We start from the raw sequence: 15,158 nt of genomic DNA, 5'->3' as shown, positions 1-15,158 counted from the left end.
GGTGCGGTATCCCGTCAAGCGGCAATCTGCGGCGCCTTCGGACGACGTCCGCCGTGGACACGCCGCCAGTCCAGTCCCTCCAGCAAAGCGCCCAGTTGTGCCGCTGTAAGGCGCATTACACCATCGCGGATGCCGGGCCACTTGAAGCCGCCCGTCTCCATCTTCTTGGCCATCAAACACAGGCCCGTGCCATCCCACCAGATCATCTTGATCCGGTCGGCGCGCTTGGCCCGGAACACATAGATCACGCCGGAATAGGGCTTGCCGCCATACTCGGCGGCCACCAGTGCCGCGAGCGAGTCCGGTCCCTTGCGAAAATCTACCGGGCGCGTTGCGACCATCACCTTTGCGCCAGTACCGGGCCCGATCATCGCGTCTCTCGCAGCGCAGTGATCACTGCCGAAATCGTGCCCGCATCCGCTCCGCACCCGATCTTCACCGTGATCCCGTCCACTTCCAGTTCCACCGTACTGGCCTTGCCGCGGCGTCGCCGTCGTGTCGGCTTGTGCCTTGGTGCCGGATCGGGATCGGGCATCGCATCGATCACCGCCGGAACGAAGGTCTGCTCCGGCTTTGCAGTCTCAGGAACTATGAGACCGTGTTCTTCCATCTGCGCACGCAACTGGCGACGCCAGGTGAAGAGTTGCGAAGGAACCAGGCCATGACGGCGCGCGACCGCGCTCACCGACTGCATCCCCGAATAGCTCTCGGCGACAATCGAGGCCTTCACCTCCGGCGGCCAGTCCCGACGCTTGCCCGCGCCGGTGAACACCTCAAACCGCTGAACACCGTTAGTGCCAGTATCGTCACATGACATCGTCATAGCACCAACGCCCCTCCCGCAGATTAGGGCGCGGAAACTCGACGCTTCAGATTATCTGCGCAAGGTGGAAACGCGACAGCGCTCTGATGTCCGCTGTCAACACTCAGGGCGCGTGGCATCATCCGTTCGGCAAAGAACGGTGCGTGTGCATCCGCACACAGGTGGAGGTGGGGCCTGAGAGACGTCGGTGATCAAGCTCTGATACGCGGGTTGGTTACCGCATTCCCGATTATGCGTCCGGGGCTGATCCGATCTTACAACGGGCGTCGGCGATGCCGGCCACAAAGCGCATGACGGATGTTCCCCTGCCGTGGCCCCACCCCCGCCTGTGCGCGGGAGTCTTGAGCAGCCTCAGGCTGTTTGCACCTCCCGAGCCACTGCCCACATGAAGCCAGCCAGTTCGCGGGCGACCGCCGTGCATACCACGGTCGTCTTCTTGCCGTTCGCGCTGAGCGCGCGATACCGCCCGGTCAGGCGGCTCTGCGCCTTCCACGCGATCTCGCGGACCTTCGGTGTGGTCTGTTCGAGGAGATATAGCTTCTTTGCACCCACTCGAGGCGGGTGACGGTAGGTCCACGCGCTCTCGACCAGCATATGTCGAACGCGGCTGTTGCCAGCCTTGGTAATGCCGCCGCGCCGGATCGTGTCGCCGGTGGACCGTTCGCTTGGCACCAGGCCGAGATATCCCATGAGCTGCCCAGGGCTGTCGAAGCGTCGCACGTCACCAACTTCGGTGGCGAACGTCACTGCGACGATCAGATCGACACCGCGTAATGCTTGAAGAGCCCGGACGACGGGCGCCAATGACCAGCTTGGCAGGAACTCAACGATCGCAGCCTCAATGCGGTCGATCCGCTCCTTCGATATCCGCACAGCATCGACGAGTTCCTGCAACGCAATCTGGTGGGCAGGATGTTCAAAGCGCTGTTCCTGAAGCCACCGCAGATACCGCATCGACCAGCTCTTCTTGCGCGGATAGATCCGGCCATGCTTCAGCATGAAGGCGCTGACCTGTTGGCGATGAACGCGTTGCGCTTGGACCGCGGCCGATCGCGCGCGGACAAGGTCGCGCATCGCTTCATGCCCCTCGTCAGGAACCCAGACCGGCGTCAGCTCTCCGGCCCGCAAAAGCTTGGCCAGCCCTACCGCATCGCGCCGGTTGGTCTTTACCCGGTCGCCAGGTCTCCTTGGGATCAACGAGGGTGCAACGACGTCGCAAGAATGCCCCATGCCGGTGATGAGACGGAAGAGGCCGTAACCGGTGGGTCCGGCCTCATAGCAGAAATGCGCTCGCCCGTGCTTCGCGGTAATCCGCTGCACCGCCCGCCGCATCGCATCGGGCGCGGCGTCCACTTCACCGAAATACCTGACCTCACCGCCACGCTCGCTGTCGGCAATCGCAATAGCGTTGCGCGACTTTGCCACGTCGATCCCGACGAAAACATCTGTATGCTGATCCATGGCTCGTCCTCCTGTGATGAGGATCGGCTCGGCCACCCCGAGCAACCCTCGGAAGTACAGTGTAGGGCGAGCCAACTCAAACACCGAGACGGACATACGGTCTTACGGTTGATGGCGGCCTGGAGATCGACAACGGAGTGGAAGACGCCGTTTTTCAGGCGCCGCCGGGTGAGCTGGACACCCGTAATAACCTCTCGCTTTGAGACCGCTGCTGTGATTCATTCGGTGCATTGTAAGGAGAGCATCGATGCAGCCACGCAGCCTGTTTTCGCTGGCGGAGCACCTAGACCGGCTGAGCAAGGACGGCGATCCGCTCGAGGTTTTGGCGGGCACGGTGGATTTCGAGCGTTTCCGGCCGCTACTGACCCGCGGCCTAGGGTATAGCAACGGCGCAAAAGGCGGTCGGCCGCCGTTCGATCCGGTCGCGATGTTCAAGGTGCTGGTGGTTCAGGCACAGCATAATCTGTCGGATGCGCGCATGGAGTTCATGATCCGCGATCGCTTGAGCTGGATGCGCTTTTTCGGCTTCGATCTGGGTGGCGCGATGCCCGACGAGAACACCATCCGTCACTATCGCAACCGGCTAACCGGGAGCGGGACGCTCGAGGCATTGATGCAGGCGTTCGAGCGGCAACTGCACGAGGCAGGTTATCTCGCCATGGGCGGCCAGATCGTGGATGCCACGCTGGTGCCCGCGCCCAAGCAGCGCAACACCGAGGACGAGAAGGCCGCCATCAAGGCGGGCAAGTCGGCGAAGCAGATCTGGCGCGGCAAGCCAAACAAGGCGCACCAGAAGGATGTCGACGCGCGCTGGACGGTGAAGATCGGCGGCAAGATCCGATATCGCCCGGATGGGACACCGCTGCCGCAGATCGCCACGCCGGTGTTCGGTTACAAATCCCATATCAGCATCGACCGCCGCTTCGGCTTTATTCGCAGGGCAGCGGTGACATCGGCGGCGCATAGCGACGGGCGTCAGTTGCGCTGCGTGATCGACACCAGCAACACCGCCAGCGACGTCTGGGCCGACAGCGCCTATCGCAGCCAGAAGAACGAGACATGGCTGGCGCGCAACATGCTCACGAGCCGCATCCATCGCAGAAAGCCCAAGGGCAAACCGATGCCCGAGCGCATCGCGCGCGCCAATGCCGCGAAATCGGCCGTGCGGGCCAAGGTGGAGCACGTCTTTGCGCACCAGAAGAATCGCTATGGTCTATTCATCCGGACCATTGGGCTCGCCAGGGCGCAGGCCAAACTTACGCTGGCCAACCTGGTCTACAATTTCGACCGCCTGATCTTCCACGAGCGGCGGGCAGCCACAGGATAGGTGCGCCTGAATGCAGGAAATGGGCTGACCAGCGACGAAAATACAACCTCAGAAGGCCCAGCGCCGTCATGAAATGGCACTCCTCACGCTACGCACCTCAAGCCGCCCAATCACGCGGCCAAAATCAGAGTTGTTGCGGGTGTCCAGCTTTGCAAAGAAGCCTTCGACGGCATTGAGCCATGAGCAGGACGTCGGGACGAAGTGAAAGGTCCATCGCGGATGCCTGGCCAACCATTCACGGACTTTGGGCTGCTTGTGGGTTGCGTAATTGTCGAGGATGACGTGGATGGCCTTGTCGGCGGGCATCTCGGCTTCGATGGCGTTCAAGAACCGGATGAACTCCTGATGCCGGTGCCGCTGCATGTTGCGGCCGATCACCGAGCCATCGAGGACATTGAGCGCGGCGAACAGTGTCGTGGTCCCGTTGCGCTTGTAGTCGTGCGTCATGGTTGCCCCACGGCCGCGCTTCAGCGGTAGCCCGGGTTGGGTGCGGTCGAGCGCCTGGATCTGGCTCTTTTCGTCGACCGAAAGCACGATGGCGTGGGCAGGCGGCGAGACATAGAGCCCGACAACATCGTGAAGCTTGGGTCTGTCAGGAATTTTGTGCGCGAGGCCGGTTTCGTTCATCAGACTGTGGATCGGCGTGCAAAAGGGACCCCGTTAGCGGGGTGATCGGCGTCTAAAAGGGACCCTTCATTCTGATGGTGTAGTTGACCGCCTGGTTTTCCAGGTGGTGAGATCGGGATGTTGGTGGTGGAGACGGTCGTTCGGATTAGGCGGGAACACGCGAGCGGGAAGGCGATCAAGGCGATTGCGCGCGATCTGCGGTTATCCCGCAAGGTGGTGCGCAAGGCGATCCGGGCACCAGAAGGCGCATTCGATTATCGCCGCAAGGTTCAACCGCTGCCCCGGCTTGGGCCGTTCCAGGAGCGGCTCGATACGCTGCTGACGGAGAATGAGGCCCGGCACCGGCGCGATCGGCTGCGGATGACGCGGATCCATGATCTGCTGTGCCGTGAGGGGTTCGAGGGCTCCTATGATGCGGTCCGGCGCTACGCCCGGCGCTGGACGGAAGCGAGGCGCAAGGATGCGGGTGATGGGGTGCCCGCGTTCATCCCGCTCATGTTCAAGCCCGGCGAGGCCTACCAGTTCGACTGGAGCCACGAGGATGTGGAGATCGCGGGTAAGCCGATGCGAGTGAAGGTGGCGCATATGCGGCTGTGCGCGTCACGGGCAGTCTACGTCCGGGCCTATCCGCGCGAGACGCAGGAGATGGTGTTTGATGCCCATGCTCGCGGGTTTGCGTTCTTTGGCGGCGTTCCCCTGCGCGGCATCTACGATAACATGAAGACCGCGGTCACCGCCGTGTTCGCTGGCAAGGAGCGCGTGTTCAACCGCCGGTTCCTGGTTATGGCCGATCATTACATGGTCGAGCCGACCGCTTGCTCGCCGGCGGCGGGATGGGAGAAGGGGCAGGTCGAGAACCAGGTCCAGACCATCCGGGGACGCTTCTTCCAGCCCCGCCTGCGCTTTGCCAGCATCGAAGAGCTCAACGGATGGCTGGAGGCTGAGTGTCTTCGCTGGGGACTGTCAGGAATTCCGTGTATGGACGGGCGGTTGAACATTACGCCGCCATGGCTTTGATGAAGCGCTCACCGAATATCACGGCGAACTGGGCCTTTGCCATGGTCCACTCACGCGGCGGCATTTTCCACTCTTTCTCCGATCGGTTCAAGATCAGATAAAGCAGTTTGGTGGCGGCCTCGTCGCTCGGGAAGTGGCCTCTCGCCCTGACGGCTCTGCGGAGCTTCGAGTTGAGGGCCTCGATGGAATTCGTGGTGTAAACGATCCGGCGAACCTCATCAGGGAACGCAAAAAACGGGATGACCTCGGCCCAGGCACGTCGCCAGCTCTGGCCGATGGCGGGATAACGCTTGCCCCAGGGACCAGCCTCGAACGAGGTGAGCGCCTGTTCGGCGGCCTCGGCGCTGGGGGCGCGGTAGATTTCCTTGAGCGCCGTCGCCAGCCCCTTGCGGTCCTTCCAGGACACGAAGTCCATGGAATTGCGCAGCAAATGGACGATGCATGTCTGGACCACGGCTTCGGGAAACACGGCGGTGATGGCCTCGGGGAAGCCCTTGAGCCCATCGACCACGGCAAGCAGGATATCCTCGGTCCCGCGGTTCTTGAGCTCGTTCATCACCCGCAGCCAGAACTTGGCGCCTTCGTTCTGCTCGAGCCACAGGCCCAGCACCTCCTTGGCGCCATCAGCGCGGACGCCCAACGCGATGTGGATCGCCTTGTTGCGGACCATGCCTTCATCGCGGATCTTGACCCGGATCGCATCAAAGAAAACGAGCGGGTAAACCGGATCGAGCGGCCGTTGCTGCCAGCTGGCGACTTCGTCGAGCACGGCGTCGGTCACGGTGCTGATCAGGTCCGGCGACACGTCAATGCCATACAGATCGTGCAGATGCCCGGTGATCTCCCGGGTGCTCATGCCGCGCGCGTACATCGATATGATCTTGTCATCGAAGCCGGGGAAACGGCGCTGGTACTTCGCGATCAGTTGCGGCTCGAAGCTCGACTGACGATCGCGCGGGACATCGATCTCCAGCTTGCCGGCATCGGTGGTCACGCTCTTGCGGCCATAGCCATTGCGCGTGTTCCCGGCTTCTTCGTCGCTGGTCAGATGGTGATCCATCTCCGCATTCAAGGCGCGCTCGGTCAGCGCCTTCTTCAGAGAATCCAGCAAGCCGCCTTGTTCGAAAGCGGCACTGGCAGCACCGCCAGCCAAAAGCTGGTCCAGCAGCTCATTGGGGATCGCAGGTTCTTTGCGTCGGGACATAGTGGGACTCCTTCTTACCCATTATGCCCGCCCACACACGGAATTCCTGACAGTCCCTCTTCGCTGGGCCGCAACGCACGCGCATCCCGAGCAGAAGGAGCTGTCCGTGGCCGAGGCGCTGGACCTCGAACGGCCTGCCTTGCAGCCGATGTTGGCACCCTTCGACGGCTTCCACGAGACCGCCCATGCCGTGACCGGCACCTGCCTGATCAGCTTCGACCGCAACCGCTACTCGGTCATGGCCAAGGCGGCGCGGCGGGCTGTCCAGGTCCGGGCCTATGCCGACCGCATCATTGTTCGCCTGGGCGACGATGTAATCGCCGAGCATGCCCGGCACTTCGGCCGCGACCGGACGATCTATGATCCCTGGCACTACCTGCCCGTTCTGGCCAACAAGCCTGGTGCCTTGCGGAACGGGGCGCCCTTCCAGGGCTGGGACCTGCCACCGGCATTGGCGCGATTGCGGCGCAAGCTGGGCGGCGGTGACGAAGCCGATCGTCGCTTCGTGCGCGTGCTGGCAGCCGTAATGCCCGATGGCCTGGAAGCGGTCGAGGCCGCGATCCGGGAGGCGCTTGATAGCGGTGCCGTCAGCGACGAGGTAATCCTCAACATCCTGGCCCGATACCGGGACCCGCCACCCGAGTGCCCCCTGGACGTGGTCGTTGATCTCAAGCTCAGTCACCCGCCGATCGCGGACTGCGCGCGCTACGATACGGTGCGAGACCTCCATGCAGCGGCATGAGATGATCGAGGCGATGCGCGCTCTCGGCCTCAAGGGCATGGCAGGGGCCTTCGACGAGGCGGTTACCACCGGGCTGCAGCGCAAGCGCACGACCCACGAGATCCTGACCGACCTGCTGCGTGCCGAAGCCGCGCATCGTCATGCCGCCTCGATCCGCTACCGCATGACCGCGGCCAAGCTGCCTGTAATCAAGGACCTCGATGCCTTCGTCTTCGAGGGCAGCCCGATCAACGAAGGACTCGTTCGTTCGCTGCACGCCGGCTCGTTCCTGCCAGGGCGGCGCAATATCGTGCTCATCGGCGGCACAGGGACGGGCAAGACCCACCTGGCTATCGCGATCACCGCCAGCGTCGTGCGTGCCGGTGCCCGTGGGCGCTACTTCAACACCGTCGACCTCGTCACCCGGCTCGAGGAGGAAGCCCGCATCGGAAAGGCCGGCACCATCGCTGCCCAGCTCGGCAGACTCGATCTCGTGGTGCTGGATGAACTGGGCTATCTGCCGTTCGCCCGATCCGGCGGGCAGCTCTTGTTCCACCTGATCAGCAAGCTCTACGAACAGACCTCTGTCATCATCACCACCAACCTCGCCTTCGGCGAGTGGCCCACCGTGTTCGGCGAGCCGAAGATGACCACCGCGCTGCTCGACCGCATCACCCACCATTGCGACATCGTCGAGACCGGCAACGACAGCTGGCGCTTCAAAAACCGCAGCTGACCCGATCAGAAAAACGCCTTCGCGCTGCTGACGCCTCCGGTCGGGCTACGCCCTTCCTACGCCGCCAGCAGCGCGAAACCCGCGCCCAACGTCGATCGATCTATGCAACGCTAACGGGGTCCCTTTTGCGCGCCGATAGGGGGTCCCGATTGAACGCCGATTGACAAATCAAGAGCTTCGCTGGCAGCGATTCTACGGGATTGAGGTCGCGACCTGACTTCGTGAATATACGGCAAGTATAAGGAAGCCGTTTCGACTGACGCTATGCCTGCTATGTCGGCGTTGCGGGTCCACCCAGTCCTTCGCCTGAACGTCGGCATTCCCATCGGTTCGTGTCCCGGACTGAAAAGTTTGCAACAGAGCCAAAATGCGCTGCGGCTATCGTCAGCGTTCGGTCGACACCGTTGTTGGCATTTGCATCAGACTATAACGATGAGAATTCATCTCGCTTGACCAGACCCACGCGCTGGCGTTCATCGCGACCGAAGCCAAGCGAAGCGCTCGGGATCGCGCTCAAGCAGGCAAGATTGCAGGCGACGTCTCCTTTCCTCGGGCATGCGGGAGAGCAACGCTTTGATATTGTTATCGATCATTGCCTTGGCAGCCCCGCGCTGCTCGGCTTTGACAAACCATGCGTGACCCTCGGTCAGTTCGCCCTGCTCTATGTGAATGGCTCCGAGAAGCGTGCACGGCCGGTAATCTTCTGGTGCCAGCATGTGCGCCTGTTCGCCAGAAACACGGGCCTCTGTATGGCGGTTGATGGCTCGCAAGGCTGCGCCACGGGTGGTTAATAGAGCCGAACGCACCTTTGGCGATGAACGGGTGTTCGCGGCCAGAGCGTCTTCTGTCAGCGCAACGGCGGCTTCCGGACGGCCACCTTTTCGCCAATGACTGCTGGCGTTGATTGCGCCCCACGGATCCGCGGTGCTGCGATATTCTCCGCTCAGATATTCCGCCTCAGTCAGGTGCCATGCGGCTGCTACTGCAGGGGTCCAACAGTCTTCAGCTTCCGTCTGAAGCCAAGCGACTTCCTCTAGGGGCAGTCTCTGGCCTTTGGCCAAGGCGTGCAACGCCCGCATGACCTTCGGGTAATGCTCACGCTCGATATGTCCCACGTCGAACCTTCGACGTAGATCTTTGGTTGCTTGTCTGCGCTGATACGCCGGATCATCGAAAAATGCAGCGCTGGCCGCAGCAAGTTGGGCCTTTTGCCTTCCGGCCACTGCTGCTTCCTCGGTGGCGGCAAGTTGCGCCGCCGCCACACGATCCTTGCGCTCTACGGCAGCCAAGATTTTGAAGCTTTCGAAATTTTCCTGGCCCTCGATCAATGCCAGAAGGCAGTTCAGCCCGCTCGTTTCTAGATAATCCCTTGCCAGCCTGCTGACAGCTAGCCCTGCGTCAAATTTCTCGAGGATGCCGTGCAGACGGCTTCCTGGCTGCCGCGCGCCGGTCAGGTCGTCGACGAAGTATTTCGCAGCCAGGTTTGGTCGATCGGAGGAGGACATGGTTCTCTGGTAAGGGCGGAGTGCTACCAAATTCTTCTTATAGGCTAATTAGGGACGGCGCTGTCGCTCCGATCTCTCAATTGGGAGTTGGGCCTCCAGCTTGCGCAAAGACGATATCAGGCAACACCGTCTCCCACTCATCCCGCCTGATGTATTCCCGAAACTCCTCGGCATTGTCGGACTTCCGCCATCGCACGATCGCACCAATCTTGATGCTCTCCACATGGTAGCCATCAGGCGGCCGGTAATTTCCGCATCCGGCCGATCGTTTGGCCAGTGATGTCTTTGATGAACCAGCCCTGCCCCTCAGGAACGAGCTGGATGGGATCGCCAACCTTGGCCTTCGCGATCGCTTGCAGCGCTGGATTCCGGTCCATCAGTCGACCCGCATAAGACAGATCGACAAGCTCCATGTCGGGCAGCTGATAGCGCAAGCTATCTCCCGCCTCTTGCCGCAAGGCAGGCTCCACGTCGCGGCTCAACACCGCCTCCAATGAAGAGCTGACATAGGGATGCTGCCCGTTGGCCATCACCGCAAGGCTTCGCCGCGCACGCGTCATGGCGACATAGAATAATCGACGCGGCGCATCGCTATCCTCCCCGCGCGAGGTGCTGGTCCAGTCGCCATCGAGAATAACGACGTCATCGAATTCCAGGCCCTTGGCGCGATGGGCGGTGAGCAGCAGCAACCCTCGCTGGTCACCGCGCGTATCGCGGCACCATTCGGCGATCCATTCGACAAGATCGGGAACGGCCATCTCGCTTTCACCGATCTCTCGCACGAGAGCATCTAGCCCTTCGCTAAGCAGTCCGGTCCAGCGGTTCGCGGGCTGACGCTCGAGATGCCGGCGCATGGCCTCAACGCCCAGAACCGATGCGGTGTCTGCTTTGCAATGCTCGATGAAAAGCTGCGTCTCGCGCAGGCGCCAGATGCTGGGCAGGTGCTCGTTGGCCAGTTCGACCGGGATGTCTTTGGATTCGGCATAGCTGCGCACCGGTTCGAGCAGTTTCCAGCTCCGCGCGATGATGGCTGTCTTCGACCAATCCCAATCGGGATCGAGGTTGGAGAGACGAATGAGCTCATCTACCGCCGCACAGGCCCTGTCGGCCCAAGTCCCCGGGCTGGACAAAACCTGCACCCGCCCCTGCCCCACCGGATCTAGCCGCGCCATCGCCCCGCCCGCCGCTTCCTTCACGCGGACACGGTTGATGGTGATGTCGTGCCCCAGTTTCATGCGTTCGGTCGCAGGCGCAATCACGGAATTGGCGGCATCGATGATGTGGCGGGTCGAACGGTAATTCTCGGTCAGGAATTCGGGCTTTGCCCGGTAGTCCTGCTCGAAGCGCCGGATATATTCCACCGAGGCACCGTCGAAGGCATAGATGTTCTGGTCATCGTCACCGACGGCAAACAGGCTCAGCTTCATGTCAGGGTCATCCTGCGACCGTCCCGCGACGGCGCCGATCAGCGAATAAGCTTCTGGTCCGATGTCCTGATATTCATCGACCAGGATCCAGCGATAGCCCTGGATCAGCGCATCGCGCTGGGCCTCGGCCTCGCTCTTGCTTAGCCCTTCCCCCTGCAATTGCCGGACAGCTTCGTTAATCACTTCATCGAAAGCGTGATTATCGGCCGGCGCACCCACGAAGCTTGCGCCTACCAATCGCATCGCCAGAGCATGGCAGGTCGAGACCGTAACGCCCTTGGCATCATCACCGATCAGCTGGCGCAAGCGCGCACGGATCTCGGTTACGGCATGGCGATTGTAGCTCAGCACGAGGATGCCGTTCGGGTTCTCGCGCCTCACGCGGATCAGATAGGCAATGCGATGGACCAGCGTGCGTGTCTTGCCCGAGCCGGGCCCGGCCAGCACGAGAACATTGGTCTGCTCGCGATCGTCGCTGACAATCTTTTGCTGCACGGGATTGCCGAGATCCTCGACAATGGCTTGCCAGGATGCAGGAGTGGTCTGGCGGCGGATTGCGATACGTTCGCCCGGCAGCCAGAGATCGAGAAACGTGTCCTGGTCGAGCGTGAAATAGTCTTCCGACAGATGCTGCGCATGCTTGATCGAGATCAGCCCCTTGCGCGCATAGGCCGCCATCACGTGGGTCTGGATCGTCTGCTCACTGTAGTGATCCTCAAGTGGCATGAAGTTCTGACGCGTGAACTTGTCATTGCCGGGCCTCAGGTGAATGGTCATCGCCTGGCGGAACACCGTCAGCCCCTTGCCCAGTGTCATGATCTCCTGCTCGTGCATCCAGAGCATGGCACGGTTCAGCAGCTTGGTGGGAGCCTTCACCTCGGTGCGCAGAAATACATCGGAGGTGATTACTGCCGTCAGCGCGCCGATGGTCGTTTCAACCTGCAGATCCTTGCCGCGCTTGCCCTTGGGAAGCTTGCCGACGAAATGCTTGAGCAGGTTCTCAGCGCCATCCCGGCGGATCGAAGCCGTGCGCGCCAGCGTATCCCAGGATCGCTGCAGCTTTACGTAAAGCGTATCGCGTGATTGCTTGCGAACATAGAGATTGCCCCTTCCCCCGTCCTCGTCGCGACCATCCTGAGCCAGGCCGCGCAGCATCTTGTCGATGATATCGGGCCGCGCCTTTTCATGCCCCTCGTCGCGCAGCTTCTGGCAGATCTGCGACAGCTGGAGCGGAAAGGCCCCCTCCCCTTCGGCATCGGGTTCGGCCTCGCGCATGACATCGATGAGCGCAGCCTCAAGACTCGCCGCCTGCCGCAAGCGTTCGCTCGATTGCCCTTCGACACCCGCATGAATGAAGACGGTGATCGCCGTATCGTCTCGCGCGATCCCCAGCACTTCCAGGTCATGGAGCGCCTTGGGCAGCGCGCGTGGGCTAAGACCGCTCACCCCTGCCAGCTCATCGGTCGAGATCCCTTCATCGGGCGAGGCGCTCATGAGATGGCGAACGATGGAGACGAGTTGCTTGCGCCGCGCGCCAGTGATCGCAGCCTTGGCGAGAATATCCTCAGCGTGTTTCAGGGTCGGAACGGTGAGCGAAGCCGGAAAGATACGGACGCGGTTCTCTTCACGCGCAAGCAGCTTGCCTTCTTCAAGCCACGCGACTGCCGTCTTGACCCGGGTATCGTCGGTGAGCTTGTCGCGCTCGAAATCGTAATCCTGCTCGGCACGTACGATCTCGCCGGACGTCGCGACGACGTCGCCATGCCTGGTGGTCTTGTCATCGAGGCGGCGCAGCGCCTTGAGGATTGCGCCGATCTCGTGCCGCGCAAGACGGGAGCGGGCCGAAAGCGTGAATTGCCGCTCAACATCGTCGTCAGCGAACAGCAGGACGCAATCGGCGTGCTCGCGGTCACGACCGGCGCGCCCCGCCTCCTGCAGATAGTTCTCGAGCGATCCCGGAATATCGCCATGCACGACGAGACGGATATCGGGCTTGTCGATCCCCATGCCGAAGGCATTGGTCGCCGCGATGATGCGCAGCGCGCCCACGCGAAAGCGCTCCTGTACTTCCTTCTTCTTTTCAGGAGTAAGGCCGGCATGAAAGAAATCCGCCGCCATGCCCTGCTTCTGCAGGAACTCGGCGACGAGCTCGGTCTGGCGGCGCGACGAGCAATAGATCACCGCCCCGGACGCTCCCTCGGCGGGCAACTTGGCCTCGATAACGTTCAATATATCGCTGAGCTTGGTGCTTCGGCCGGTCTGCCGCACCTCGAACGTCAGATTGGTCCGAACGGCGCCGCCATCGAGCAGCAGCAATTCGCTCCCCACCCGCTCATGGAAATGCCCGCAAATATCGCGGACCACTTCGGGTTTGGCGGTGGCGGTCAGGCACAGGATCGGCGATGGATCGCGGTCGCCCGAGAACTCCTTGATGAAGCGACCGACATAGCGATAGTCCGGCCGGAAATCGTGCCCCCATTTCGAGACGCAATGTGCCTCGTCCAGGGCCCAGAGTCCGACTTCCCGCGTCTTGAGGACATCGCGCACCGATACGCTGCGCAGCTGTTCAGGCGAGATGATGAGGATGCTGGCATCGCCCATGCGTACCTTGTCGAGAGCGTCCTGCCGCTCGGGCATCGATAGCATGCCATTGATGGTGACGGCCGACGAAATGCCTTTCTCGGTCATGCCGTGAACCTGGTCGCCCATCAGCGCGACCAGCGGTGAGATCACGACGGTCAGCGAGCCGATCTTCTCGAAATTTGCGAGGGCCGGGATCTGATAGCAGACCGACTTGCCCGTGCCGGTCGGCAGGATGCCCAGCAGGCTTTGGCCGTGCATCGCTTCCTCGACGATGCGCTCCTGAAGGGGGCGGCCATCCTTATCAGCGGGTTTCGGGCGGAAACTATCATAGCCGAACCAGCGCTGCAGCGAGGCCCGCGGGTTGTTCATGGTGCGGCACCATGCGCAATCGGGGCCTCGGCAATCGCTGTCGCGTAGATCCCTGACGATATCGGCCGCCTCGGGGAATTGCTTGCGAACCCATGGGGGCATGACCGAATTGCCGCCTGCAACAGTAACCCAGGATAGCGCGTAGGCCGTGGGCCAGGCTTTGCGCGGACTGGCAATCTCATTCAGCAGCTCAACGACCTGCCTGTTGCAGGCATTGCCTTCGAGCATGCGGCGAATAGCAAGCTCGGCTTCGCGTTGCGTCGGGATAGTCGACTGGCGGCTCGCGCGAAACACGGCATCGAACCCGGCCGAGCGTTCGGGCAAGGTCACCAGGAAATGATAGGCCGCCATCGCATCGGGCGTCTCGGCCGCCATCTTGCGGAAAGCCTGCAGCTGGTCCTCGAGCACACGAAAAACGAGCTCGGCATCCTTCGCCGGGTCATTCAGATGTCCCGCCTGCAATCGCCCATCGAGGTGATGTTTCACAAGATGATGATAGGGGTTGCGAGGAAACGCCAGCGGGTTAAGCCAGAGCGTATCGATCGGCGCGTGAACGATCCGCCCGAGGTTTGGCCTGACAGCTGCCAGATGCGGCAGATCATGGTGCAATATATTGTGGCCGATACAGTGATCGCTTTGCGACAGGCCGGATTCCATCTCGTCCAGCGTTCGCGCCAATCCGCCCTTTCCTGCCCGGATCGCCGCGCCATCGCCATAGCGGACGGCGGCGAAAGCAAAGATCTTGGCGGTCTTGGGATCGACCTCGATGTCGAACGACACGCAGCGGCGGAGAAGCTCGATTGCCGGCCCAGTCAAGGTCGCTGCAATGTTCAATCCGAACCCCTTACCGCCAGCGACTGGCACCGCGCATTTACTATCGCGAGCCGCTATACCCCTTGCTTCGCTGGCAATAATACAGATTTGCCTGTGCTTTCCTTAAGCTCAAGAGATTTTCGTCTACCATGCAATGTGATCAGGTTGTCAAATAGCGGCCTCGACACCTTGCGCGATCTTGCAGACGGCGATCCGCCTTCATAGTCTCGGCCAAATGAGGAACAATGGAGGCAGGATTGTCCAAGTTCACACCGCTTGCGGACTATTGCCGCGAGCAATCTCTTGCCGAGTTCGAACTCACGTTTCTCAAGATCGAGACCATCATCGGCAGCAAGCTTCCAGACAGCGCACTGCGTCCGCAATATTGGGCTAACGTGGTGGACGGCACAGGCCCTGTTCGAAGCTCCATGAAAAATACACCATATGAAACCTTCCTAGTGGCAGGCTCGCGGCGCGTGCGCTTCAAACGGAAGTTCTGAACAAATTGCGGTTATCAGGACTAGCCGAAATAACCACGCCGCTAA

Annotated in this window: 8 protein-coding genes and 4 pseudogenes; 5 read left to right on the top strand and 7 right to left on the bottom strand. The window is 61.7% G+C overall.

Annotated elements, in window-relative coordinates:
• Positions 1-14: 14 nt before the first annotated feature.
• The 3 genes from tnpB to A9D14_RS17520 form a co-directional block, all read right to left on the bottom strand.
• A complete protein-coding gene (gene tnpB / locus A9D14_RS17530) occupies positions 15-371 on the bottom strand; it encodes an IS66 family insertion sequence element accessory protein TnpB (RefSeq protein ID WP_066850628.1) in 357 nt (118 codons plus the stop codon).
• Complete coding sequence (gene tnpA / locus A9D14_RS17525) at positions 368-772, bottom strand: IS66-like element accessory protein TnpA (RefSeq protein ID WP_232469027.1); 405 nt, start codon at positions 770-772, stop codon at positions 368-370. Before tnpA ends, tnpB begins: the two co-directional genes overlap by 4 nt.
• A 402-nt stretch (positions 773-1,174) precedes the next feature.
• Entirely contained in the window at positions 1,175-2,284 is a 1,110-nt protein-coding gene (locus tag A9D14_RS17520; protein WP_066850731.1) for an IS110 family RNA-guided transposase, read from the bottom strand.
• 247 nt (positions 2,285-2,531) lie between these two features.
• On the opposite strand from A9D14_RS17520, the gene A9D14_RS17515 reads away from it, so the two are divergent.
• Positions 2,532-3,611 carry an IS5 family transposase gene (locus A9D14_RS17515; protein WP_066846942.1) on the top strand — a complete coding sequence of 360 codons (1,080 nt, stop codon included), beginning with the start codon at positions 2,532-2,534 and terminating at the stop codon, positions 3,609-3,611.
• 135 nt (positions 3,612-3,746) lie between these two features.
• Here A9D14_RS17515 and A9D14_RS17510 read toward each other — a convergent pair.
• A pseudogene (locus A9D14_RS17510) lies at positions 3,747-4,196 on the bottom strand (IS630 family transposase); the annotation flags it as partial.
• Between the two features lie 159 nt (positions 4,197-4,355).
• On the opposite strand from A9D14_RS17510, the pseudogene istA reads away from it, so the two are divergent.
• Positions 4,356-5,195, top strand: a pseudogene (istA, locus tag A9D14_RS17505) (IS21 family transposase); the annotation flags it as partial.
• Between the two features lie 40 nt (positions 5,196-5,235).
• Here the strand turns inward: istA and A9D14_RS17500 are convergent.
• Entirely contained in the window at positions 5,236-6,459 is a 1,224-nt protein-coding gene (locus tag A9D14_RS17500; protein WP_066842340.1) for an IS256 family transposase, read from the bottom strand.
• Between the two features lie 61 nt (positions 6,460-6,520).
• Here A9D14_RS17500 and A9D14_RS17495 point away from each other — a divergent pair.
• Together A9D14_RS17495 and istB are read left to right on the top strand one after the other, a co-directional pair.
• Positions 6,521-7,201, top strand: a pseudogene (locus tag A9D14_RS17495) (Mu transposase domain-containing protein); the annotation flags it as partial.
• On the top strand, positions 7,188-7,916 hold the full coding sequence (gene istB / locus A9D14_RS17490; RefSeq protein ID WP_066844231.1) for an IS21-like element helper ATPase IstB: 729 nt from the start codon (positions 7,188-7,190) through the stop codon (positions 7,914-7,916). The pseudogene A9D14_RS17495 and the gene istB, both read left to right, overlap by 14 nt.
• A gap of 473 nt (positions 7,917-8,389) precedes the next feature.
• Here the strand turns inward: istB and A9D14_RS17485 are convergent, their stop codons facing one another.
• Both A9D14_RS17485 and A9D14_RS17480 read right to left on the bottom strand, forming a co-directional pair.
• Entirely contained in the window at positions 8,390-9,421 is a 1,032-nt protein-coding gene (locus A9D14_RS17485; protein WP_066850626.1) for a tetratricopeptide repeat protein, read from the bottom strand.
• Positions 9,422-9,497: 76 nt separating this feature from the next.
• Positions 9,498-14,616, bottom strand: a pseudogene (locus tag A9D14_RS17480) (RecQ family ATP-dependent DNA helicase).
• 254 nt (positions 14,617-14,870) lie between these two features.
• Between A9D14_RS17480 and A9D14_RS17475 the strand changes: the two are divergent.
• Positions 14,871-15,113 (top strand): hypothetical protein, encoded by a 243-nt coding sequence (locus A9D14_RS17475; RefSeq protein ID WP_157668298.1) that lies wholly within the window; start codon positions 14,871-14,873, stop codon positions 15,111-15,113.
• The last annotated feature ends 45 nt before the right edge of the window (positions 15,114-15,158 follow it).

Origin of the sequence: Croceicoccus marinus, from assembly GCF_001661675.2 — a bacterium.
Taxonomy (GTDB): Bacteria; Pseudomonadota; Alphaproteobacteria; order Sphingomonadales; family Sphingomonadaceae; genus Croceicoccus; species Croceicoccus marinus.
The sequence above is the reverse complement of the archived record's forward strand: the minus strand, read 5'-3'. Positions and strand labels throughout refer to the sequence as shown.